This window comes from Gammaproteobacteria bacterium (assembly GCA_041395445.1).
In the GTDB taxonomy this organism is placed as follows: Bacteria; Pseudomonadota; Gammaproteobacteria; order Xanthomonadales; family Marinicellaceae; genus NORP309.
The window spans coordinates 15,275-41,114 of the sequence record JAWLAO010000002.1; the positions used below are offsets into that span (position 1 = coordinate 15,275).

Genomic DNA, 25,840 nt, shown 5'->3' on the forward strand with positions numbered 1-25,840 from the left:
GAAAGAACAAAAAAGCCATGCGAGAAAATTTATGCTAAAATCCCGCCTCTTTTAAATTCATCCGTGTTTTCATGTTATTTCCGCAGTTAAAAGCTCTGGACCAAAGCACTGAAACTCATATCAAGAGTGTCAGGGGTCTGGCTTTGCCTTTATTGTTGGCGGAAATCACCGAAAAGAATGATGGCTTGAATCTGGTCCTCACGGAATCGGCCCATCAGAGTATTGTTCTAGAAGAAGAACTGGAGCTTTGTGCTCCGCAACTGTCCGATCGAATTTTACATTTTCCGGCGTGGGACACCTTGCCTTACGATGTGTTTTCGCCAAACCCGGAAATTATTTCACAGCGTTTGGCTTTTCTTTATCAGATTTGTAACACCATTGAGAATGGCATTCTCATCATTCCTACCAGCAACTTAATGCAACGACTTTGCCCGAAAAATTTCGTCAAAGGCCGGTCGCTTTTTTTACAGAAAAATTCCAAATTTGATATTGCCAAGAATCGGCTGAATTTTGAAAATAATGGTTATCACTGCGTTCCCGAAGTTCGCGAACCGGGTGAGTTTGCTATTCGTGGCGGAGTGGTTGATATTTTTCCAACAGGCGCTCATCAGGCTTTTCGGTTGGATTTATTTGATGATGAAATTGAATCGATCAAAACATTTGATACCGAAACACAACGCTCCATTGAAGAAGTGGAAACAATAAGAATTCTGCCGGCCAATGAATTTCCTTTTGATGATAAAGGCAGAAGTATATTTTTGCAGAAATTCAGGGAGCATTTTAATGTGGACACACATAAATGTTCGATTTACCAAGATGTTCGTAAGCAGGTGCAATTTTCCGGAATTGAGCATTATTTGCCGATGTTTTTTAATGAAACTGCGACTTTGTTTGATTTTTTACCCAAGCAAACCCGAATACTCCACACAGGAAAAACTCAGGCGATTTTAAATACTTGGGACAAACAGGTTCAGGCTCGTTATGAAGAACGCAGACATGATGTTCAGCGACCGATTGTAGAACCTCATGAGTTGTATTTACAGCCTGAAGATGTGATGGAACAATTACAAACCTATCCGGCGGTTTATTTTGATCATGAAGAGAACGCTTTGGATCTTCGCACACAATTACCCAATCGTTTTGTACTTGCAAAACACGAAAATCAGGTGAATTGGGTCAAAAACCAACTAAAAAATGACCATCGAATTTTAATCACAGCTGATTCTTTAGGTCGTTTGGATACCATTAAGCGATTGTTTGTAAAGCAAAATATCATCCTTCAAGAAGCCACCGGAATTTCGGAGTTTTTACATTCAGACATGGAGCTGGCAGTTACCGTTGCTCCAATCGAAAACGGGACTCATTTCTTAGCTGACAAGATAACCATTCTGGATGAAAGTTGTCTGTTTGGTAACAGAGCGAATCGCAGCCGACAGAAAAAACGCTTTAAAGCCAATCCCGATGATGTGATTAGCAATCTCAGCGAATTGCATATTGGTTCGCCGATAGTACATATTGATCATGGTGTCGGACGTTATCAAGGCTTGGAAACTCACAATTTTGACGGTGAAGCTGAGTTTTTGGTTCTGGAATACTTCGGCGGTGACAAACTTTATGTTCCGGTTTCGTCTTTGCATTTGGTTTCACGTTATACCGGAACTTCCGAAGAATCGGCTCCCTGGCATAAATTAGGCGGTGATCGCTGGCAGAAAATTCGTGAAAAAGCCGCCAAAAAAGTTAAGGATGTTGCCGCTGAGTTATTACAGCTTTATGCGATTCGCGAATCTCGTGGCGGTCGAAAAATTGATATTGATGAAAGCGATTATCTGCAATTCTGTCAGGGATTCCCGTTTGAGGAAACCGACGACCAACTCAATGCCATAGATGCGGTGATGAAAGACTTGGAAAGCCCCAAATCCATGGATCGGGTGATTTGCGGTGATGTGGGTTTTGGCAAAACTGAAGTGGCATTGCGTGCTGCTTTTATGGTTGCCAATGATGCTAAACAGGTAGCTATATTGGTTCCAACTACATTGCTGGCAGAACAACATTATGAAAACTTTCTCAATCGTTTTGCCAATTTCCCGATTCGGGTGGAAGTTTTATCCCGATTTGTAAAAAAATCGGAGCAAAACAAAGTCGTAGAAGATTTGCAAAAGGGTAAAGTCGATATTGTGATTGGCACTCATAAATTATTGCAAAAAGACATCAAATTCAAAAATCTGGGCTTGATTGTGATTGATGAAGAGCATCGTTTTGGTGTTCGTCAAAAAGAACAATTGAAGAAACTTCGTGTGGAAGTTGATATCCTCACATTGACAGCAACACCAATTCCACGAACCCTCAATACTGCACTTTCAGGTTTGCGGGATTTATCAATCATTGCGACGCCTCCAAAAGCTCGCTTATCAGTAAAAACGCAAGTGATTGAGTGGGATAATGTGATTATTCGTGAAGCCTGCCAAAGGGAAATTCAACGTGGTGGTCAGGTTTACTTTCTGCATAATGATGTGCGTACCATCGAGCAAATGGCGGAAACCGTGCAAAAACTGGTTCCTCAAGCTCGTGTGCGAATTGCTCATGGGCAGATGCATGAGAATGAACTTCAGCAAACCATGCTTGAGTTTCACAAAATGCGTTTTAATGTTCTGGTTTGTACGACTATCATCGAAAACGGCATTGATATTCCAACTGCAAACACAATTATCATGAATCGTGCGGATAAACTCGGTTTGGCACAAATGCACCAACTGCGTGGTCGTGTGGGGCGTTCGCATCATAAAGCCTTTGCCTATATGCTCATTCCTGACAAAAAGTCCATATCTGCCGATGCCGAAAAACGTCTGGATGCGATTGTTTCGCTGGAAGAATTAGGTTCGGGATTTACTTTGGCAACACACGACCTGGAAATTCGAGGAGCCGGTGAATTATTGGGTGAAGAACAAAGCGGGCAAATCCAAGCAATTGGCTTCAGTCTTTATTGCGAATTGCTGGAACGTGCGGTTAAAGCCTTACAAAAAGGCGACGAACCGGAACTGGAAGATATGAGCATTCATGAAACTGAAATTGAGCTGAATATTCCGGCGCTTTTCCCTGATGACTTTATTCCTGACGTGTTCCTGCGTCTGACATTTTACAAACGTCTCAGTCAATGTGAAAACAAGGATGATGTGACTGAACTCCGTGTTGAGGTCATTGATCGTTTCGGTAAGTTACCTGATCAGGCTGCTAATTTGTTTGAAATTAAATTGCTGCAACTGCAATCGAAACAATTTGATATTCATAGCATTCGACTCGATCAGTATGGCGGTACGGTTAAATTTGATACAAAAAAAGAAGAGTTATTGCGGAAACTCATTCAATTGGTACAAACCAAATATCAAGATTACAAGCCCGCTCCCGACAATTCAATTCGAATGATTGGAGAATTCCCTCAAGCTGAACAACGATTTGAAGCGGTTGAGAAGTTGTTCAACAATTTGCAGAATTGATTTTGACAAGCCTGTGATGACCTTCCAAAACAGGCTTTATCGTTTTAAATAATCTCCGCCACTTCTAAAGCGGCAATTCTTTCTTCTAATGGTGGGTGAGTTGCTAAAAGTTTCTGTAACATCACTTTTGCTCTGCCACCGGTGAAACCGAAAGCGGCCATTTCACCTTGTAGTTTTGAATCATAAGGTGAGCGTTGCAGGGCTTCAAGAGCTCCAATCATGTTTTGCCTGCCGGCAAGTTCGGCTCCGCCACGATCAGCTTTAAATTCACGATGGCGTGAAAACATATTAATAATGATTGCAGCCAAAAACCCTAACAAAATTTGAGCAATCAAAGTGCCGATAAAACTTCCGGCTCTGAAACCGATGTCTCTGGCATTTCCTCGCATGGCTGAACTGATGGCATAACCAATAATTCTTGAAAAGAAAATCACAAAAGCATTTAATATTCCCTGAAGCAAAGCCATTGTCACCATATCGCCATTGGCAACATGGCTGATTTCATGCCCGAGTACTGCTTCCACTTCTTTTTTGTTCATGCGTTCTAAAAGTCCGGTACTCACCGCGACCAATGAATCATTGCGTTTCATGCCGGTTGCAAATGCATTGGGACTGCCATTACGAAATATTCCAACTTCCGGCATTCCAATTCCTGCTTGCTGAGCCTGTCTTCTGACTGTTTCCAGCAACCACATTTCCGTTTCATCCTTTGGATTCTCTATTATGGAAACACCGTAGGCAAACCTTGCCATGCGTTTAGACATTGCCAACGAGATAAACGAACCCACAGAACCCCAAATAATGGCAAAAACAGCCAAAGCGGTGTAATTGAGACCATGTTGGGTCATGTAACCATCCAAACCAAACAATCTCATAACGATGGTTATGACTGCGAGGACAGCAATGTTAGTCAATATAAACAGAATTGTTCTTTTCATAATTTTTACTCAATAACCTTTGGTTAAATATGGTTCTTTATCGTTCTAATTCAATATTTGTAGGTTTGTACAAATAAAAAAAGGAGCTGAATTTAGCTCCTTTTTATTCAAACAATCATGTTTTAATTAATCGTTATTTAATTTTGATAACAGTTTCAATATCTCAAAATACAACCAAACGATTGTAACCATCAAAGCGAAAGCACCGTACCATTCCATAAATTTAGGCGCGCCTTCAGCTGAACCTCTTTCTACCATATCGAAATCTAAAATCAGGCTTAAAGCCGCAATCGCAACAAACAGAACGCTAATTCCGATACTGAATGCACTTCCGTTAGAAAAGCTGTTGACAGCAAAATGAACGCCAAAAAATGAAGCCAGAATGCTGATTCCGTAGAAAATCATAATGCCAAAAATTGCGGTAATGATGATTTTCTTGAACATCGGAGTCGCTTTAATAATACCTGTTTTGTAAGCTACCAACATACCAACGACTGTTGCCATGGTTGCCATAGCGGCCTGAATGGCAATTCCCGGATAAACACTATCAAGCATACCGGAAAGAGCACCAAGAAACACACCCTGGAATGCTGCATAAACAGGACCACCGATGTGTGCCCAGTCAGGTCTTTTCCACAACGCCAGAGAACAAGCAATGGATACAACCAAACTTGTCCAGAAAAATGGCATTAACAATTGTGGAGAAGTCATAACTTTACTCCAGCCCCAGGCACCTGTGAATAATGCAATAACAATCAGAATTCCGGTTTTATTGACCGTTCCGTTGATGGTCATTCTTTGAGAGTTATCAACCACGAACTCATCTGTTGGACCAAGACTCAGATTCTCAGTTTTTTCAAACGCTTTCATAGCAGGATTTGATGATTCAAATTTCATAATTTTCCTCGTAAATTAAAATTAAGCATACTTTAATAATTATCTCACAATTTTTAACATTTTTCAAGTATTAAGTTCACCCATAAATTGTCGATAATACTTAAGTTCTTCAATGGACTCTTTGACATCATCTAATGCCAAATGATTCCCTTGTTTTTGCAACCCATCCAAAACTTTCGGATTCCAGCGTCGAAATAATTCTTTAATACTGCTGACGTCAATTTGGCGATAGTGAAAGTAGTTTTCAAGTGTCGGCATCCACTTTGCCAAAAAACGACGATCCTGACAGATTGAATTTCCACACATCGGCGAACTGTGAATATCGACATGCTCACGCAAGAATTCCAATGTCATTTGTTCAGCGTCCTTTACTGAAATTCCTGAATCCTCCACACGCGTCCATAAACCCGAATTGGTATGATGTTCAGTATTCCAGTCATCCATTTTCTCTAAAATTTCTGTAGGCTGATGAATGGCGATGGCTTCGCCTTCAGCAATGACATTCAATTCTTTGTCTGTTACAACCACAGCGATTTCCAAAATTCGGTCTTTCAGTGGATTAAGTCCCGTCATTTCCAAATCAATCCATATCAGATTATTTTTTTTATCAATCATTAAGCATTCCTTATTAATATTTCGGCATATTCTACCCTAAAGCCAAACAGAACATGTAAAATACTGTTATATGAAGAGATATAGAATTGTTTCCACACAAAAGCAAACCGCTCAAGTTCTTGATGTTAGGGAAAATATCGAGTTGACTTGCTTTTTTCCCAGAAAACTGAAACCTATCTGTGGTGATTTTGTTTCTCTGGAAAATAAAAATGACGAATGGGTTATCAATGAAATTCATCCGTCTCATAATGTTTTTGCCCGTGCCAATCATAAAGGCCAGAAACAACAAATTGCAGCCAATGTCGATAATCAGATTATTGTGGTCGCTGTCGAACCGGAACCAACCCGTGATCTCATCAATCGCTATCTGGTTGCTGCCCATAATTGTGAAATGCAGCCAATCATCATTTTTAATAAAAATGATATCAATGAACACTTCTTTGATGAGGAACAACAAATCTATCAGGATTTGGGATACAAAACTTTCTCAACCAACACCGAAAACCAAAACCAATTTGATGAGCTGCTTGAAATTATGAAAGGCAAAACTTCAATTTTTGTGGGAATGTCCGGTGTCGGTAAATCATCGATTAGTGAAATTATTTTAGGGCAAGAGTTGAAAACCGGTGAAATTTCTAAAAAAACCGGCAAAGGTTCGCATGTCACCTCAGTCACTCAATTATTTAAAATTGACAAGATTGACGGGTATTTAATTGATTCACCCGGTGTGTGGGAGTATGGACTATGGAAAATGGAAGCTCAGGAAATTGCTCATGGATTCCCCGAAATTGAAAAAGAATCCCATCAATGTAAATTCAGCAACTGCACACACACCCACGAACCCAAATGTGCTGTCAAAACAGCCGTCGAAAATAATCAAATTCATCAAAAACGCTATCAATCCTATCTGCGGATTATAGATTCAATGAAATATTGGGAGTAATCAATTGGAAATAAAATTCTGCCCCTATTGCGGTGGTAAAACCGAGAACAAAACACCGAATACCGACGATCATGTTCGTGCTGTTTGCACGGAATGTCATGCCATTCATTATCGCAATCCAAAAATTATTGCCGGTGTGATTATTGAGCATGATGGTCAAATCTTGCTGGCGAAACGAGCTATTCAGCCTCGTTATGGCACCTGGACTGTTCCTGCCGGATTTATGGAACTGGATGAAACGGTTCAAGCTGGAGCAGCCAGAGAATGTTTTGAGGAAACTCATGCTCAAATTAAAAATCAGGAGCTATTTGGAGTTTATAATTCCATCGTAAATTCACAGGTTTATATCATGTTCAGAGCTCAATTAGCTGAATATTTCTTTGAGCCAACCAGTGAAAGCCTTGAAGTTAAATTATTCCAGCCTGATGAAATTCCCTGGGATAACATCTCATTTCCAATTGTCAATTCTGCATTGAAACGCTTTGTTGAAGAAATGCAAAGTGGATTCACAGTCCAACTCGAAGATGTTTATGAGAATTTTGAAGGTTCTATATCGAAAGGATATTTTGATAAAAAATCCTGACAACACACACTTTTCAGAGTTAGAATAAAAAGCAGGTGATTGAGAATTGTTTGAAACCAACAATTATCATCAATTAACTTGAAATTTGAACGAAAATAAATATATTAGCGCTTGCTAATATAATAATCCGGAATATTATGAAACTACAATCAATCAGTTATTTAATGAGCCTTCTTGTGTTTTGTTCTGTGGCTTTGAGCCAAGAAGAAACTTATCTCACCGAACTGCAAACATTGGATGAATATCGTGTTTTAAATGGTGAAATTGAGGCTGTGAACAAAGCGACAGTTTCTGCGCAAACAGCGGGGCGTGTTTCCAAATTGAATTATGATGTGGATGATTATGTTTCAAAAAATTCCATATTGGTTGAATTCACCAATGACGAGCAAAAATCAGGTCTGAAACAAGCTGAAGAGAATGCCAAAGCGGCAAAAATTGCCTTTGAACAAGCGGAAACAGATTATGTGAGAGTGAAAGATATTTATGAAAAAAAACTGGTTGCAAAAAGCCAACTGGATCAGGCTCTTTCCAACCGTAATGCTCTTGAAGCTAAAGCCTCTGCTGCCGAAGCCGCAGTCTTAGCTGCTAAAAAACAATTTGAATACACGGTTATTCGTGCGCCTTACGATGGCATTGTGACCAATCGTTTTGTGGAACAAGGTGAGACCGTTAGTCCCGGCACTCCAATTATGGAAGGTCTCAGTTTGGACAATCTACGGGTCATCACCTACGTTCCGGAAAGTATCATTACCAAAGTGAGAAACAATCCTCATGCCATTATTCAACTGAATGACGGAACTGAAATCACAGCTGACAAAGTGACTATTTTCCCTTATGCCAATCAGACAACCAGAACTTTTAAAGTCAGATTGGATTTAGCTCAAACAGAGAACACTCTTTTCCCCGGAATGTCGGTGAAAATCAAGTTTAAAATTGGTGAAAAACCTGCAATCACGATCCCAGAGTCCGCTGTTGTCACTCGAAGTGAATTGATTATGGCTTATGTTTTGTCTGAAGATGGTGAAATTCTTCCGCGTCAAATTAAAACCGGGATTAAACATGATGGCAAAATTGAAGTGATTTCAGGCATTTCAGAGAATGAAAAAGTGCTGATTAATCCATTGGTGAAGTGAGATGAAATATTCAATTTCAGGTAAACTGGCAGAAAAATTTCAACTCAGCCCAATCACACCTCTTATAGCTTTAGTGGCTGTTTTACTCGGCATTTTTGCGATTTTTATAACCCCCAGAGAAGAAGAACCACAGATTGATGTGACATTCGCCAATGTTTATATTGCTTTACCCGGAGCCAGTGCCAAAGAGGTTGAGAACTTAATTTCCTTTCCTGCGGAACAGGTTCTGGATTCGATTGCTGATGTCAAACATATTTATTCCATTTCTCGTCCGGGATTAGCTATAGTCAGTGTGCAGTTCGAAGTTGGGGTGAAGCGTAAAGATGCAATAGTTCGGCTTTATAATGAAATCCATTCCAATTCAGACTGGTTGCCGGTGTCTTTGGGTGCATCGCAACCATTGATTAAACCAATGGGAATTGATGATGTACCGATTGTGACAGTTACGTTTTGGAGTGAAGATGAATCCGTTGGCAGCTTTGAATTGCAACAGGTTTCACATGCCATCGAAGCAGAAATCAAGCGCATACCAAACACTCGTATTGTTGAAACAACCGGCGGACCACAACATGTTGTGCACGTTCAGTTAAACCCTGAAGATTTAGTCGCTTATAATTTGGACTTTAAATCGATTGAAAACGCCCTAAAAGCGAGTAATTTTGCTACCTATTCGGGAAACGTGATCGAGAACAATCAAGTTCAGCCGGTACAAACCGGAACATTGCTGGCAAATGTTGAAGATATAAAAAATCTGGTTGTCGCAGTAAATAATGGAATGCCGGTTTATTTAACGGACATTGCCACCATCAGCAATACTCCCGACAGTCCGGATAACTATGTTTGGATGACAGGCGGAAAAGCATGGAAAGGTGAGGGAAAACCGGAATTCTCACCGGCCGTGACATTAGCAATTGGCAAAAAAGCAGGTAGCAATGCAGTTGATATTGCCGATGCCGTGATAGCTGCCGGAGAAAAACTTCGAGCCACGCACATTCCTGAAAATGTCAATTTTGAAATCACCAGAAATTACGGAAAGACTGCGGATGATAAGGCTCAGAAGCTAATGACGAAATTGATGTTTGCCACAGCTTCGGTGGTTTTACTGATTTTAGTGGCATTGGGATGGCGTGAAGCGATTGTTGTCGGCTTAGCCGTTTCTATCACTTTAGCAGTCACCTTATTTGCATCATGGGCGTATGGTTTTACGCTCAATCGGGTTTCATTATTTGCCTTGATATTTTCGATTGGTATTTTAGTGGATGATGCGGTTGTCATTGTAGAAAACATTCACCGACATTTATCTCTGGGTAAGAAAAAACTCTCTGAATTGATTCCTTTAGCGGTTGATGAAGTCGGAGGACCTACTATTTTGGCAACTTTCACAGTCATTGCTGCATTGATGCCAATGGCGTTTGTGACGGGTTTGATGGGACCTTATATGAGCCCGATTCCAATTAACGCTAGTATGGGAATGTTGCTATCTTTGATAATTGCACTAATCGTGACACCTTGGCTGTTTGCTAAAATCATCGGTAATAAAGTTCATCATTCCGACTCGGATGGTTCTGGCAAACCGGGTTTCTTTACTAAGGTAATGACTCCTTTTTTAGGAAATAACAAAAAAGGCAAACTCAATCGTTATTTACTGATTTCCGGTGTTGTTTTGATGATGTTTTTATCAGTCATCCTGGTACCGACTCAGCAGGTTATCCTGAAAATGTTGCCTTTTGATAACAAATCTGAAATTCAGGTTGTTGTTGATGCTCCTGAAGGGACAACTCTGGAGACCACAAATCAAGTTATGACTGAGATTGGCAACTATCTTAAAGACGTCGAAGAGGTTGAACATATTGTTGCTTATGCCGGAACAACTTCGCCAATCAATTTTAATGGTTTGGTCAGGCAATACTTCTTGCGTCAGGGAGAAAATGTTGGTGATATGCAAATCACTTTGGTGGATAAACATGATCGTGATAAACAAAGCCATGAAGTGGCGATAAACATCAGACCTGCAATTACTGAAATTGCAAAAAAACACGGCGTTATTGCCAAAATTGTTGAAGTGCCGCCCGGACCACCGGTTCAATCGCCGATTGTTGCTGAAATTTACGGACAATCAGATGCACAAAGAAAGAAAACTGCTCAAAGGATTGAACAAGCTTTTCATAAAGTCAAAGGCATTGTTGACATTGACACATCGATAGAAACAGAAAGCCCGCGTAAAGTTTTCGTAGTTGACAGAGCCAAGGCGGCGACTTTGGGTGTTTCTCAGGCTGATATTGCTCTTGCTATTCAAACCGCTTTGAAAGGAAATGACATCAGTTATTTACACAATAGCAGTAATAAATACAGCGTACCGATTCGCCTTGAAATTCCGGCAAATCGCCAGAATGATTTACAAACATTATTGAGCGTTCCGATTCAAAGTGTCAGCGGTGAATTAGTCGCTTTGGGTGAAGTTGTCCACATTGAACAAAGAAACTGGGAAGATACGATTTATCACAAAGACTTACTTCCGGTGACTTTTGTAACAGCTGATATGTCAGGGTATCAGGATTCGCCACTTTACGGGATGTTTGAACTGGTTGATGAAATCGAAAGCAATACCCAGATTGAGCAAAACTTCATCAACAACCCGGACTTTGTCACTCACTCTATGTTGAAATGGGATGGTGAATGGCAAATCACATACGAAACTTTTCGTGACATGGGGATTGCCTATGCAATTGGTCTGATATTGATTTACCTGCTGATTGTGGCTCAGTTTAACTCGTACTTTGTACCGTTAATCATTATGGCTCCAATTCCTTTAACAATTATCGGTGTCATGCCGGGACATTGGCTTGCCGGATCACAATTCACTGCGACTTCCATGATTGGTATGATAGCGCTTGCAGGAATTATTGTCAGAAACTCCATTCTGTTAGTGGACTTTATTTCAGTTCAAGTTGCCGACGGCATTGCCCTTAAAACAGCAGTGATTGATTCCGCTAAAGTTCGTGCCAAGCCAATTATTCTTACTGGTGTGGCAGCAATGATGGGAGCTTTCTTTATTCTTGACGACCCGATATTTAATGGTCTGGCAGTTTCACTCATCAGTGGAATTTTGGTATCAACCTTGCTCACTTTAATTGTGATACCGGTACTATATTTTTGGTATTTGTCCCGTTTTAGACAGAATAATTAATTTTATTCATTTCACATCTATATCATTGAGAATGCAATTTTTTAAAGAGTTTAAGTTGCATTCTCAAATTCAAAACCAAATTATTTTTTAATAAATATATTTAATTTTACTTTTCTGTAATATCATTCATAAATTAATCTGAGTTTTATTAAATCTTAAAATGATATGTTAGATAAAGTTTTACATGCTCCAATCTATCAAGCTATGAGACAAAATCCTTTGTTTCAAATGCTTGGAGATGAACATATCGAACAAATGCTCACATTTTCATATTGTAAAGAGTATTCACAGGATCAAATTATTTTTCAACAGGGTGAACCTTTAAACTGCTTTTATTACGTTTGCGATGGCGCGGTGAAATTAACACGTAACACGCGAAATGGCGATGAAAAAATAATAGAGGTTGTTTGTCCCGGAAGAACATTCGCTGAAGCTGCAATCTTTATGGGGGTGCCTCAGTATCCTGTTTCTGTTTCTGCGATTAAAAGAAGCACTTTGGTTGCAATCAATGGTAAGGAATTCATTAAAATTCTGAAAAATGATAGTGATCTGACATTGAAAATGCTTGCTCACCTATCAAGGAGATTGCATTGGATGCTATCAGAGCTTGACAAGCTCACCCTACACAATGCATCATTCAGAATTATTGATTATTTTTTATCACACGTCAAAAACATCTCATCAAACGATTATGATTTGGAGCTTGATGTCCCTAAAAGAGACATTGCATCTCGTTTGTCAATTAAGCCGGAAACATTGTCTCGAGTTTTGAAGTCTCTGCAAGAAAGAGGTCTCATAACCATTCAAGATAATCATATTCATTTACATAATATTTTCATGCTCAAGAGAATGGTTGAATTGGAAGAAATTTAGTTTTACATTTTTATCGGCTAAAAGCTCCATTTGACTTACATCAATGCTATTTTATTTTGTGGTTCTAAAATTGTTTCATGTAAATGAGGTAACTCATATCTGATATAACAATTTTGGAGCAGAAAATGAAACATAAAGTACTAACGCTAGCATTAATTGGAGTTTTAAACTCAGGCAGTGCAGCTGATAATTTTTTAGATTCCTTAAGTGAAGGAGAGTCCAGTCTTTCATTTAGATATCGTTATGAAATCGTCGATCAGGACGGATTCGCAAAGAACGCCAATGCGTCAACTTTGAGAACTCGTTTGAATTATAAAACCAGCGAATACAATGGATTTAGCTTCTTCATTGAAGCTGACAATATTCTTGAGGCTTTTGTTGATAATTATGATGCCGGCGCCGGCAATTCACCTGGAAATTCACAATATCCTGTTGTTGCAGATCCGCAAGGAACTGAAATAAATCAAGCATGGATAAATTATAGCTTTTCCGAGAGAGGTCAAGTCAAACTTGGACGTCAAAGAATTCTCCTTGATAACCAAAGATTTGTCGGTGGTGTTGGCTGGAGACAGAATGAGCAGACTTATGATGGAATATCATCAACAATTCCTATCGCTCAGTCAAATTTATTTTTGGCTTATATTAACAACATCAATCGAATTTTTGGAGATGATGTCGCGGCAGGAGATAATGATACAGATACAATTTTGATGAACTGGTCCAATGATTTTCAGGATATTGGTAAATTGACAGCTTATTATTACGATATTGACAATAAAGATATCCCTTCATTCTCCACATCTACTTATGGTGTCAAATTTCAAGGCAAGCTCGATGATTTTAGCTATGGTATCGAGTTATCTGAACAGTCAGATGCTCACAATAATCCGGTTGATTATTCAGCAAGCTATTGGCGTCTAGACGGAAGTTATAAATTCGAAAAAATAGATTTGTTTGGTGGCTATGAAGTTCTTGAAGGTGATAAAAATAATGCCGGAGCGATGTTTAGAACTCCTTTGGCAACATTACATGCATTTAATGGTTGGGCAGATAAGTTTTTGAATACTCCTGCTGATGGGTTGGAAGATACCTTCATAGGATTGAAAGGTAATACTCATGGCTTTGCATGGCAAGCGGTTTATCATGATTTTCAAGCACAAGACTCAAATTTGAACTATGGCGATGAAATTGATTTTTCTATTGGGCGAAAACTCAATAAAAATGTATCACTATTGGTTAAAGCCGCCTTCTTTGATGCTAAAGATTTTGCTACTGACACAGAGAAACTTTGGTTCATGTTGAGTGCAGATTTCTGAGTCTTGTTCTTACCAAAATTGCAAAGAGGTTTTCAGTTATTGAGAACCTCTTTGTTTCCTTATAACAACCAAAAATTAAACTGCTAGATTTGTTGAATTGATTTAGGTCAATTCAATAAATCCCGTTAAGTCATATCATTGCGGTGTTAGTTTGTTAATAGAAGAGGTTCTTATGAAAGAAAAATTCACTAAGGGCATGGCGAGAAATATTTATTACGGGGGTTCTGTATTTTTCCTCCTGTTATTCATAGGTCTCACTGTGGATACTGTTAAGCGGCTTCCGGAAACAGATAATCGTGTCGAGTTGACCGATGTTGTTGCTAAAGGAAAGCTGGTCTGGGAACACAACAATTGTGTCGGTTGCCATACATTATTGGGTGAAGGTGCTTACTTTGCACCTGAATTAGGAAACGTCTATGAGCGTTTTGGAAATAACACTGAAGCCATCAAAGCATTCATTAAATCTCGTCCGGTCAACGGAATACCGGGGCGTAGAAGTATGCCTCAGTTCAATCTGACCGAAGAGGATTTGGAAGCTGTAGCTCATTTTTTAAAATATGCCAATGGGATTAAAACTCATAATTGGCCACCGAATAAACAGGGGTAATAATCATGAAAATGAAATATGAATCACAATCAGTTGCTAAACTGTATTTTATTGCTGCTATTTCTTTATTCGTGGGTCAGATACTGTTTGGTATTATTTTAGGTTTACAATATGTCTGGGGCGATTTTTTATTCCCTTACATTCCGTTTAATATCGCTCGAATGGTACATACCAATTTATTGATTGTTTGGCTCTTATTTGGATTTATGGGTGCAGCATATTATCTTGTCCCTGAAGAGTCCCAAAGAGAGTTACACTCTCCAAAATTAGCAAAAATATTATTCTGGATATTTTTGGTTGCAGGTGCTGTGATTGTTGCTAGTTATCTGTTGATTCCTTATGCGAAATTAGCAGAAATTACCGGAAATGAAGTTTTTCCAACCATGGGGCGTGAGTTTTTAGAACAACCAACTATTGGCAAGATAGGAATAGTTATTGTCGCCTTGGGATTTTTATACAATATTTCAATGACGGTTCTGTCCGGTCGTAAAACGGTTATAAACATGGTTTTACTCACCGGCTTACTTGGTCTGGCAGTCTTTTTCCTTTTTGCGTTTTATGTTCCTGATAATTTGGTTCTTGACAAATACTTCTGGTGGTTTGTTGTTCATCTTTGGGTGGAAGGAGTATGGGAACTAATATTAGCGTCTTTGTTAGCTTTTGTATTGATTAAAGTAACAGGTGTTGACAGAGAAGTGATTGAGAAGTGGTTATATATTATTGTTGCCATGGCTTTAATTACCGGTATCTTGGGAACAGGTCATCACTTTTATTTTATTGGAACAGCCAGTTATTGGTTATGGGTTGGTTCTGTATTCTCAGCGTTAGAACCCATACCATTTTTTATGATGACTTTGTTTGCGTTTAATGTGGTCAACAAACGCCGACGTGACCACCCAAACAAAGTGGCTACTTTGTGGGCACTTGGTACTGGTGTGATGTCTTTTCTTGGTGCCGGAGTCTGGGGATTTCTGCACACATTAGCACCGGTCAATTACTATACACACGGAACTCAAATTACGGCAGCGCATGGCCACATGGCATTTTATGGTGCTTATGTCATGGTGGTATTGACCATTATTTCCTACGCCATGCCTAAAATGAGAGGACGAGAAGCTAATCCCGAGAGAGCACAAGTTGCAGAGATGTGGTCATTCTGGTTAATGACTATTGCAATGGTCTTTATCACTTTATTCTTAACCGGTGCAGGGATTTTGCAAGTTTATCTGCAACGTCTGACTGATACTCCTATGCCTTTTATGGTTGTTCAGGAAAAAGTACAGGTGTTTTATTGGTTAAGAGAAGCTGCAGGTTTGGTTTTCTTGATTGGTCTACTAGTCTATTTAGCCAGCTTTTTCATAAAAGACAAACAACCGTCCCAAACATAGGAGATGGATGTTACGTTTACAAGGAGAAGTTACTAATAAAGTAATGTTCTCCTTGTAAGCAAATACAAAAGTTTTTAAATCAAAACTAAAATTAAGCATGAAAACAATTGAGTTAAAACCCACAAAGCAATCATCATTTTATATTCAGCAACATAATGAGGTTGAGTTATGTACACAGGCCTGGAAAAACCAACTTCCGGTTCTGTTAAAAGGTCCTACAGGTTGTGGTAAGACCCGTTTTGTTCAATACATGGCGGAGAAACTTGGGAGGAAACTGTACACGGTTGCCTGTCATGAAGATTTAACCGCTACAGATTTGCTTGGTCGCCATTTAATTGCAGATGGAAAAACCTACTGGCAGGATGGGCCATTAACAAAGGCAGTTCGTGAAGGTGCGATATGCTATTTGGATGAAGTTGTGGAAGCTAGGAAAGACACAATCGTTGTTATTCATCCGTTAACCGATGACAGGAGAATTTTACCGATAGACAGAACCGGAGAAATACTACAGGCACCAGATGAATTCATGCTTATTGCTTCTTATAATCCGGGTTATCAGAACCTGTTGAAAGGTATGAAACCATCAACAAGACAAAGATTCATTTCAATGAAGTTTGATTATCCGGCAATTAAAGTGGAAACAGAAATCATTAAATCTGAAACCAATGTTGATATTGAAACTGCGCGACAGTTAGCTGAATTAGCAAACAGTTTGAGAGAACTTAAGGACTTTGATTTAGAAGAATCAGCCTCAACTCGTTTATTAATTTATGCAGGGAACTTAATTAAAAGCGGAATTTCAATTTTAGAAGCCTGCCAAACTGCTATTATCGAACCATTGACAGATGATGAAGATGTGATTGAGGCATTAGTAGAAGTTGTAAAAGCCAAGTTTCCGACCTGAAAAAATAAATGCAAACAAAGACCAAAACTTACTTGTCACACGTTATGGTAATTCTTAATCTCCTTTTTCCAATGGTATATCCCTTTATTTTGATTCACTGGTTTCAAAATAAAAAATCCCCAAACGATATGGTTAGAATATCTGTCAAGGAAGCATTGATTCTAGCAACGATCAGTACAATTGTTTTTGTCGCAATTGTAATTTCAGTCCTATTCTATTTTGGATTCAATAGCACTTTCACATTAATTGCCGGCGAAATTTATTATATGGTTTTAGTTCCTTTATTCTTTGTTCCTGCTATTTTAGGTATAACTAAAACTAACTCTGATCAGGTTTACCGCTATCCAGTCATTGGGAAGTTCTGTAAATGATAAAGCGATTAAACAAACGATTAGCTTATCAGGCTGGCTTTTTTATTCTATTTGCATTGACACCGGTTCTTGATATTTTCAGGCTGGACTTAAATTACGGGCACTTCATACTATTTGGGAATGATTTAAAACTCAATTTACAAGATCTAGCTAATGCTGATGCGGATACATTTCTATTTTTTAAACGAATCATTTCTTATGTATTAGGTCCGATTCTGGCTGTTGCTATTGTATTTTTATTAATTGCATGGCGCTGGGGCCGGCTTTATTGTGGTTGGCTGTGCCCTCATTTTACAGTGGTTGAATATATTAATTCTTTCATGAGGATAGCATCAGGAAAACCAAGTATCTGGGAGTCTAAACTTCCCGAAAAACAATTGGATGGCACATCAGCTCCAATAAATAAATGGTGGTGGATTCCTACAATTTTTATGATTGTACTATTTGCATTTATCTGGGCAATATTGGCTTTGACATATTTATTGACTCCATCAGAGATTTACTCCAATTTATGGAATCTAAATTTTACTCGTAACCAGAGTATTTTTTTGATTGCTGTGACAATAGGTTTTGTTATTGAGTTCACCCTCGCAAGGCACTTATTTTGTCGATATGCATGCGCTGTTGGTGTCTTTCAGTCTCTGGTTTGGATGGGAAATAAGAAAGCCATGGTTGTCGGTTATGATTCTGAGCATGCTAAAGACTGTATAAGTTGTGATAAATCATGCGAACACTCCTGTCCGATGAGAGTCAAACCAAGATCAATAAAACGTAAAATTTTTACTTGCACTCAATGTTTTGAATGTATCAACGCATGCACTCGTGTCCAGCAAAAAAATAGCAAGCCTCCTCTTTTGAAAATGTTAATCGACGATTGTGCTTTGGATAAGTCAGAAAGAGACTTTGGTAAAAAAACAGATATTCCAAGCAACTGTTTTGGAGACAAGGAGCAATAGTCATGGAAGAATGGGTTGGCGAAAAATGGCATAATTTTATTATCAGAAAATCAACTTTAAGTTATCCTCAATCTCAGGTAAAACTAAGCGGATTCAAGTCTCAACTCGGAGTTTTTTTTAGAGCCCTTGGTGGAGATAAATCTTACAAAATTGAATCTTCAGTGGCATTAAAGAATTATGGCTATAAAAAATTCTTGCAGAAAATAGCAGGTTCAAACAAAAGAATTGAGTTGCCTCACTTTGGCAGTGAGCAATTTTTCTTGCCCTCAGTGATTTCCTGTTTTAACAATGAAAGCTTAAATAAAGACTTGTATATCTGGTTGACAGCTCTGGCAAGTTTCGGCAAAGAAAAAACCAACAAAGAGACATGGATTATTCGTAATCAGAAATTGTCTCAAGAAGTATTAAATCAATGGCCAGGACTAGAGAAAAAATACAATAAGTTAGTCGCTGAGCACTTAAAACAAAGACTAAACATTGAGAAATTACCTTTGGATCTTCATGCTCTTGAGACAACAATAATTGAGAGCTTGAAAAATCCTTTCAATCAAATTAAGTTTATTCCAAAATCACGATTCACTCCTCAAGTGGTTCCGCTTTGGATATATGATGCTCCTCAACTCAAAAGAAAGTCCAGAACAGAATTGGATAAAACTGTTGATGATTCTAAATATAACGATGTAAATAAACACAATTTCAAAAAAAAATTCAAAGCGGAACAAATTGAAGAGAATCAATCGAAAGGAGGGTTGTTATCATTTCGGCTGGAAAGTCTATTTTCATGGTCTGAATTCATAAATTTAGATCGTTCTCCTGATGATACTAAAGATGATGATGCATTAGATACTGCTGAAGATTTAGATCATTTGAGTCTTACAACAGGAGAAACAAGCCACAAAATTAAGCTGGATTTAGATTTTCCGTCAGAAGAATATGATGATCAAAAGATTTCCGGTGAAATTTTATTACCCGAATATGATTACAAACAGAATGCTCTGCAAGAGGAGTTTTGTTCCTTATTTTTGATGGAATCAAAACTTGAGACCAACAATAACTTACCCGCGTCTCTCAAGAGACAAGCAATTCAACTTCGTCGTCAATTTGATAGGATACGTCCACAAAGACAATGGTTTAACAACCAAATTGACGGTGATGAAATAGACATCAATAGTTACATCAACTTCAATACAGATAAACTACTGGGAAAACTGAATACGGATCCCAAACTTTATAGACAACTAAAAAATACATACAGAGACTTATCGTGTTTACTTTTGGCTGATTTATCTTTATCCACTGATACCTATGCCAACAATGATAAAAAAATAATTGATATCATTCGCGAATCTCTATTTTTATTTGCAGAAAGTCTTAACTCCTGCAATGACCCATTCGCGATAGCAGGTTTTTCCAGCAAGCGCAGAGAACATATACGCTATTATCCAATCAAAGATTTCGAACAAAAGTACAACAATGATGTTGTTGTCAAAATTAATTCCATAAAACCCGGTTATTTCACACGAATGGGCGCAGCAATAAGATACGCCACTTTAAATTTGAAAAAGCAGAAAACGGCTCAGAAACTTTTACTAATTCTTACAGATGGGAAGCCTAATGATTTAGACAAATATGAATCCAGATATGGTATAGAAGACACCAAAAGAGCGATTCTTGAAGCAAAGCATTCCGGTCTGAAACCATTCTGTGTTTCAATTGATCAATACAGTAGTGATTACTTACCTTACATTTTTGGCTCAAAATCGTTTATACATATCAAACGAGTTGAAGAATTGCCACGCAAATTGCCTCTTTTATATCTTCAACTGACAACAAATATATAAATCTCTTCATTTCAAAAAAATGTCAATTGACCTGTATCAATTGAAAATGATTATCAATTGATATAATTCAGGTGTTCAAAAATTATTAAATTAAATGAGACCTTTGCTAGAAACACAAGAAATTTGAAAAAATGTTAAACTACCATAGTTCACAAAATTTATTAAAATCATGTCTTGGAAACAACTTAGCCAATCAAGCTTAGCCGACTCATTAGCTAGTCACCATAAATCCCTTGAAGAACTCGATGATATTCATGAATTACTGGACTGGAGTCGAATTGAAGCTCATCTGAGAGATATGTTTTCATCCAAACGAGGAGAGCCGGCATGGCCTCCGCTATTAATGTTTAAAATCATGTTACTGCAACAATGGTATGGACTGAGTGATGAAGGCATGGAAAAACAATTGGCACGAGATTTATTATTTCGTCGTTTTACCGGACTTGGTTTAAGTGATGGAACACCGGATCATACTGTTATCTGGCGTTTCCATAAACTGATTGGAAAATTAAAACTGGCAGAGGTTTTATTTGAAGAAATCAACCAACAACTTTGTGAACAAAACATTATGATTAGAGCCGGAGGAGTCAGTATTATTGACGCCACAATAATCGAAGCCAAAAACTCTCGTCCTAAAAATGGAAAAAGCGGTGAGAATACACAGGATAAAGATGCTGCTTATACCAGTAAAAAAGGTTCAGATGGCAAGCTCAAAACCACTTATGGTTTTAAACTTCATGGTAACAGTGATGAAGATGCCTTTTTACAAAAATACACCTGTACTGCCGCCAATGAGCATGATTCTAAACAATTTAAGAAACTGCTTACAGGAGAGGAATCTCAAGCTTATGCTGATAGTGCCTATAAAAGCAAGGAACATGATGAGTATCTTCAAAGGAACAAAATAAAAAATGAAATACACGAGCGAGCCCACCGCAACAAGCCTCTGACTGAGAAACAAAGGCTGGCAAATACTTGGAGGTCTCAAGTTAGGAACCGTGTTGAAAGTGTGTTCGGCATTCTGAAGCTACATTATGGCATTGCCAAAGCCAGACATGGAGGATTAATGCAATTACATACATCAATAGGCTTTGCTGCCATGGCATATAACCTTAAAAGAGCGGTAAAAATACAAAATAGTTGTGCCTGAAAAATGGCAAAACACCCCGATTAGCCCTCAAAAAGCTAGTCGGGATTAAGAAAATCGGAACAAATAGTGGTTTTTATCGAAAATCGAAAAAATCAGAAGTTTTAATCAATCAAGCAAAGGTCTCTAAAATAATGACAAATAAATTGATTTTTTTCATCTTAACTTTAAATTTCAGCGAACTTGTGTCAGCAGAAGACAAAGAAAAAGTGGAGCTTGAGCCTGCTACGGTTGTGGCAATAGCAAATAAACAAATAAGACCTATTCAAGATGTTATTGGTGACGTCTCTCTAATCAATTCAGATCAACTGGAATCGCGCCTTAGTGAAGATATGGCAAGTGCGTTAAAATATGAAAGTAGTATTTTCATGGAAGATGCGGGTACTCGCTTTGGCAGTAGTGGTATCAATATTAGAGGTATTGGTAAAAATCGTGTCGCTATTGAAGTCGATGGCACTCCGAGCTCAAATCAATTTTCAATCGGTTCATACTCTCACGCAACTTCTGTTTTTCCCGATATTAGCTTAATAAAAAGCATAGAAGTTTTGAATGGTCCCGCATCCACACTTTATGGCAGTGATGCTATTGGTGGAGTCGTTTCTATCAGAACGTGGAATCCCGAAGATTTGACAAGACTTACTGATTCCAATCATTTCTCTAAGCTCAGACTAGGCTATGAACAAAAAAATCATTCACGCTCTATAACAGGACTTTCAGCTTGGGACAATGATAATAATGGGGTATTGATCTCTTTTACTCAAAGGGATGGGAAAGGACTCATTCCTCATGGCTCTGTACATGATAAAAGAGACTTTTCAGATTGGGGTCAACAAACATTGTTTACCAAGTTTGTACATGCTACTAATCAAAATAATAATTTAGTGTTAAGTTTTAGAGGACAACAAAGAGATTCAACAACACAAATTAACTCCTTTATCGGCATCGAACGCTTTGCCAGAACAACCGGACTGTATGCTGAAGACAACAATAATGATAAAGAAATCAGTTTAAACTACGATTTTGGCTTAAACAGTCGTTGGTTTGATTCCGGGGTGTTTCATGCATACTATGCTGACACAGATTTCAAGCAAGACACTTTTGAGAATCGTAACTCTAGAACCGGAACTCCTTTATTTCAATTCAGAAATTTTGAATATAGTCAAAGTCGTCATGGAGTAGAAATAAACCTTCATAAATCTATCAACTTTGATAATGCAACTCACAATTTAATTTATGGAGTTGAATTTTCTAACGCAGATATCAGTGAGTTGAGAGATGGTTTTGAGGCTAATTTGCAAACGGGAGTTACAATCCCGGCTATTTTGTCTGAAGTTTTTCCCCGACGAGATTTCCCAAACTCAAATGTAAAAGAACTTGGAGTTTTTTTCATGAATGAAATTGTTTTTGATAATGATAAATGGGTATTAATCCCGGCATTGAGATTCGATAGATATAAACTCAACCCAACTCGCGATGAAATTTTTGATGCAAATGGAACGGATACAGAAATTGTCGCTCTTTCAGAGACTGATTTTTCTCCTAAATTAGGGGTACTTTATAATATTAACAATAACTCCAATATCTACTTACAATATGTCAGAGGATTTAGAGCGCCGCCTTTTGATGATGTCAATATCGGTCTGAATATTCCTATGTTTCGGATTCGTGCAATTGCTAATCCAGAATTAAAATCTGAACACTCAAACGGATTCGAAGCCGGTTATCGCGTCTTCAAAGATGAACACGAATTCAAAATCAATGTTTTCCACAATGATTACAAAGACTTTATCGAAACGAAAGCCAGAATTGGAGTTGATCTTGACACCGGTGAATTAATTTTCCAGTCCATAAATATCGAAACAGCAAGAGTTAGAGGGCTGGAAATGGATTATTTATGGCAGTTTCATGAGAGGATGTCTCTGGGATTCAGCTGGGCGTGGACTGAGGGGGAAAACACTCAAACAAAAGAAGAATTGAGTCCAATTTCACCAGCAAAAGCAGTCGTCAATCTAAGTTGGATGTCAGTTGATGCATTATGGAATGCAAATTTATTTATAGTTCACAACCAAAGAAAATCTGTGGCTGATGACAATTTATTTGCAACCCCATCAAATACTGTAGTCGATATTCAGGTTCACAGAAATTTTAAAAACCGAGGGCAGCTTAGCTTTGGAATACTCAATCTGTTTAATGAGAAATATTGGAATTGGCAACAAATCAGAAACTTTGATGCTGAAGATCAAATTATTGATTCATTAACTCAACCTGCAAGAAATGTTTCTTTCGCTTATACCTATTCATTCTAAAAATTGCAATTGACTTACATCAATTATTAGATTGAAAGAGTTATGTACTATAATCCCAAGTAGGCGAAACCTTATTGATTCGCCTGAGTGTCAATTAATTAAATATGGAGGAAATATGAAAACTCTAAAAAACACACTACTTATTGCCAGCCTGGTTGCAGGTTTTAGTGCATGTGGTAGTGATAATAAAACACCAAGTTCCGGTAGTTCAGGCATCAATGCTCACAGAGCTGAAATGATGACAGGTTCTACTGACTTGAAAGCCCAGATTGAGACAGGTCAACAATTATATGAGACACATTGTGTAGCTTGTCATCAAATTACTGGACAGGGGCTTAAAGGAGCATTTCCTCCTTTAGCTGGCTCAGACTACCTTGTTGCAGATAAGAGTCGTGCGATTGGTACGGTCATTAAAGGCTTATCCGGTGAAATTACTGTCAATGGTGAAAAATACAATGCCATTATGCCTAATTTTTCATATCTTAATGATGAGCAAGTTGCAAACATTGTGACGTATGTTGCAAATAGTTGGGGAAATGATGGATTTCAAGTTAGCTCTGCTGAAGTGGCGGCTGTTCGTGCCAGTGGAGCCATTGATGTTCCAACCGGTGAAAAAGCAGATCACCCGGGTGCGAGTAGTACCGAAGCGAGTTATCAAGGTGCACCATCAGGTATAAATCCTAATGATACAGCTCAAATGATTGATTCAGAAGGTCCTGCTATGACAAAAGAGCAATTTGCAAATGCTACAAAAATTTATTTTGAGCGTTGCGCAGGCTGTCATGGAGTTTTAAGAAAAGGAGCTACCGGAAAACCGTTAACCACAGATATCACAAGGGAAAAAGGATCAGACTATCTGAAAACTTTAATTACCTATGGTTCTCCTGCAGGTATGCCAAACTGGGGAACATCCGGAGATTTGACGGATCAGCAAATTACAGATATGGCAAACTTCTTACAGCATGAGCCTCCGATGCCTCCTGAATGGGGTATGAAAGAAATGAAAGAGAGCTGGAAAGTTTATGTTAAACCGGAAGATAGACCGAAGAAAAAAATGCATAAACGCAATATTGAGAACTTTTTCTCAGTGACTTTGCGTGATGCTGGTCAGGTAGCAATTATTGATGGTGATACTTATGAAATTGTCTCAATTCTAAATACCGGGTATGCTGTTCATATCTCTCGTGTTTCTGCGTCAGGTCGCTATGTTTATGTGATTGGTCGTGATGCAAAAACTGATATGATAGACTTGTATATGGATCCTCCTCAAGTGGTTGCTTCAATTAAAGTTGGTTTGGAAGCCCGTTCTGTTGAAACCTCTAAATATCATGGTTATGAAGACAGATATGCCATAGCTGGCTCATACTGGCCACCACAATACACGATTATGGATGGAGACACTTTGGAACCATTAAAAATTGTTTCCACTCGTGGAATGACAGTTGATACGCAAGAGTATCATCCGGAACCTCGTGTTGCTGCAATTGTTGCATCACATCAGCATCCTGAGTTTATAGTTAATGTGAAAGAGACTGGTAAAATATTACTTGTCAATTATTCGGATATTAACAACTTGGCTGTTACAACAATCAATGCAGCTCGCTTTCTCCATGATGGAGGTTGGGACAGAACAAAACGTTATTTCCTCACTGCTGCTAATCAGTCGAATAAAATTGCCGTTATCGATTCCAAAGACCGGAAACTTGTATCCCTGACAGATGCAGATAAAATCCCTCATCCTGGTCGCGGAGCCAATATTGATGATCCCGAACATGGTCCTGTGTGGGTGACATCAGCGCTTGGTAATGAAAAAGTGACATTTATCGGGACAGATCCTGTGGGACATCCGGATAAAGCATGGAAAGTTGTTCGAGTCGTTAAAGGAATGGGAGGTGGTTCATTATTCGTCAAGTCACATCCTAAATCCAATCACTTATATGTTGATGCACCTTTAAATCCTGATACATCGTTTTCACAATCAGTAGCTGTCTTCGATGTTAAGAATCTTAATGCAGGGTTCGAAGTTCTGCCTATTGCCAAATGGGCTGATATTGGTGATGAAGGAGCTCAACGTGTTGTTCAACCTGAATTTAATAGTGCAGGAACTGAAGTATGGTTCTCGGTTTGGAACGGCAAAGATCAAACCTCTGCACTTGTTGTCGTTGATGATAAAACATTAAAACTCAAAAAAGTTATCAAAGATAAGCGTCTGATAACACCTACAGGTAAGTTTAATGTAACAAATACAGTTGAGGATATATATTAAAAAACTGTATGAGTGGTGTGAAAATTATTTACACCCGCCCTCGCAAAACCCCTGATTTATCAGGGGTTTTTTATTCGA

The 25,840-nt window shown here is 38.4% G+C and carries 18 protein-coding genes; 15 read left to right on the forward strand and 3 right to left on the reverse strand.

Annotation, left to right across the window (positions count from 1 at the left end; translation table 11 throughout):
- Nucleotides 1–71 precede the first annotated feature (71 nt).
- Nucleotides 72–3,491: a transcription-repair coupling factor gene (gene mfd, locus R3F25_03410; GenBank protein ID MEZ5495862.1), complete on the forward strand. Its 3,420-nt coding sequence runs from the start codon at nucleotides 72–74 to the stop codon at nucleotides 3,489–3,491.
- Nucleotides 3,492–3,535: 44 nt separating this feature from the next.
- On the opposite strand, the gene htpX is transcribed toward mfd, so the two are convergent.
- The 3 genes from htpX to orn all read right to left on the reverse strand — a co-directional run bounded on the left by htpX (nucleotide 3,536) and on the right by orn (nucleotide 5,941).
- On the reverse strand, nucleotides 3,536–4,429 hold the full coding sequence (htpX, locus tag R3F25_03415; GenBank protein MEZ5495863.1) for a protease HtpX: 894 nt from the start codon (nucleotides 4,427–4,429) through the stop codon (nucleotides 3,536–3,538).
- Between the two features lie 126 nt (nucleotides 4,430–4,555).
- Nucleotides 4,556–5,326: a Bax inhibitor-1/YccA family protein gene (locus tag R3F25_03420; protein ID MEZ5495864.1), complete on the reverse strand. Its 771-nt coding sequence runs from the start codon at nucleotides 5,324–5,326 to the stop codon at nucleotides 4,556–4,558.
- A 63-nt stretch (nucleotides 5,327–5,389) separates the two neighbouring features.
- Complete coding sequence (gene orn, locus R3F25_03425; protein MEZ5495865.1) at nucleotides 5,390–5,941, reverse strand: oligoribonuclease; 552 nt, start codon at nucleotides 5,939–5,941, stop codon at nucleotides 5,390–5,392.
- Nucleotides 5,942–6,011: 70 nt separating this feature from the next.
- Between orn and rsgA the strand changes: the two genes are divergently transcribed.
- The 14 genes from rsgA to R3F25_03495 all read left to right on the forward strand — a co-directional run bounded on the left by rsgA (nucleotide 6,012) and on the right by R3F25_03495 (nucleotide 25,762).
- On the forward strand, nucleotides 6,012–6,884 hold the full coding sequence (gene rsgA, locus R3F25_03430) for a ribosome small subunit-dependent GTPase A (GenBank protein ID MEZ5495866.1): 873 nt from the start codon (nucleotides 6,012–6,014) through the stop codon (nucleotides 6,882–6,884).
- 4 nt (nucleotides 6,885–6,888) lie between these two features.
- Complete coding sequence (locus R3F25_03435; protein MEZ5495867.1) at nucleotides 6,889–7,467, forward strand: NUDIX hydrolase; 579 nt, start codon at nucleotides 6,889–6,891, stop codon at nucleotides 7,465–7,467.
- Between the two features lie 137 nt (nucleotides 7,468–7,604).
- Nucleotides 7,605–8,600: an efflux RND transporter periplasmic adaptor subunit gene (locus R3F25_03440; protein MEZ5495868.1), complete on the forward strand. Its 996-nt coding sequence runs from the start codon at nucleotides 7,605–7,607 to the stop codon at nucleotides 8,598–8,600.
- A 1-nt stretch (nucleotide 8,601) separates the two neighbouring features.
- On the forward strand, nucleotides 8,602–11,787 hold the full coding sequence (locus R3F25_03445) for an efflux RND transporter permease subunit (protein MEZ5495869.1): 3,186 nt from the start codon (nucleotides 8,602–8,604) through the stop codon (nucleotides 11,785–11,787).
- Between the two features lie 165 nt (nucleotides 11,788–11,952).
- Nucleotides 11,953–12,660 carry a Crp/Fnr family transcriptional regulator gene (locus tag R3F25_03450; protein MEZ5495870.1) on the forward strand — a complete coding sequence of 236 codons (708 nt, stop codon included), beginning with the start codon at nucleotides 11,953–11,955 and terminating at the stop codon, nucleotides 12,658–12,660.
- A 125-nt stretch (nucleotides 12,661–12,785) separates the two neighbouring features.
- Nucleotides 12,786–13,976, forward strand: coding sequence for an alginate export family protein (locus R3F25_03455; protein ID MEZ5495871.1), 1,191 nt, complete (start codon nucleotides 12,786–12,788; stop codon nucleotides 13,974–13,976).
- A gap of 172 nt (nucleotides 13,977–14,148) precedes the next feature.
- Complete coding sequence (locus tag R3F25_03460; protein MEZ5495872.1) at nucleotides 14,149–14,583, forward strand: cytochrome c; 435 nt, start codon at nucleotides 14,149–14,151, stop codon at nucleotides 14,581–14,583.
- 11 nt (nucleotides 14,584–14,594) lie between these two features.
- The gene (locus tag R3F25_03465; protein ID MEZ5495873.1) at nucleotides 14,595–15,971 is read left to right on the forward strand and encodes a cbb3-type cytochrome c oxidase subunit I; all 1,377 of its coding nucleotides are present in this window, start codon (nucleotides 14,595–14,597) and stop codon (nucleotides 15,969–15,971) included.
- Nucleotides 15,972–16,068: 97 nt separating this feature from the next.
- Entirely contained in the window at nucleotides 16,069–16,875 is an 807-nt protein-coding gene (locus R3F25_03470) for a CbbQ/NirQ/NorQ/GpvN family protein (protein MEZ5495874.1), read from the forward strand.
- A gap of 367 nt (nucleotides 16,876–17,242) precedes the next feature.
- Nucleotides 17,243–18,202, forward strand: coding sequence for a 4Fe-4S binding protein (locus R3F25_03475; GenBank protein ID MEZ5495875.1), 960 nt, complete (start codon nucleotides 17,243–17,245; stop codon nucleotides 18,200–18,202).
- 2 nt (nucleotides 18,203–18,204) lie between these two features.
- Nucleotides 18,205–20,043, forward strand: coding sequence for a VWA domain-containing protein (locus tag R3F25_03480; GenBank protein ID MEZ5495876.1), 1,839 nt, complete (start codon nucleotides 18,205–18,207; stop codon nucleotides 20,041–20,043).
- Nucleotides 20,044–20,212: 169 nt separating this feature from the next.
- Nucleotides 20,213–21,193, forward strand: a complete 981-nt coding sequence (locus R3F25_03485) for an IS5 family transposase (protein MEZ5495877.1) — start codon at nucleotides 20,213–20,215, stop codon at nucleotides 21,191–21,193.
- A gap of 182 nt (nucleotides 21,194–21,375) precedes the next feature.
- Nucleotides 21,376–23,496, forward strand: a complete 2,121-nt coding sequence (locus tag R3F25_03490; protein ID MEZ5495878.1) for a TonB-dependent hemoglobin/transferrin/lactoferrin family receptor — start codon at nucleotides 21,376–21,378, stop codon at nucleotides 23,494–23,496.
- A gap of 115 nt (nucleotides 23,497–23,611) precedes the next feature.
- On the forward strand, nucleotides 23,612–25,762 hold the full coding sequence (locus R3F25_03495) for a cytochrome D1 domain-containing protein (protein ID MEZ5495879.1): 2,151 nt from the start codon (nucleotides 23,612–23,614) through the stop codon (nucleotides 25,760–25,762).
- The last annotated feature ends 78 nt before the right edge of the window (nucleotides 25,763–25,840 follow it).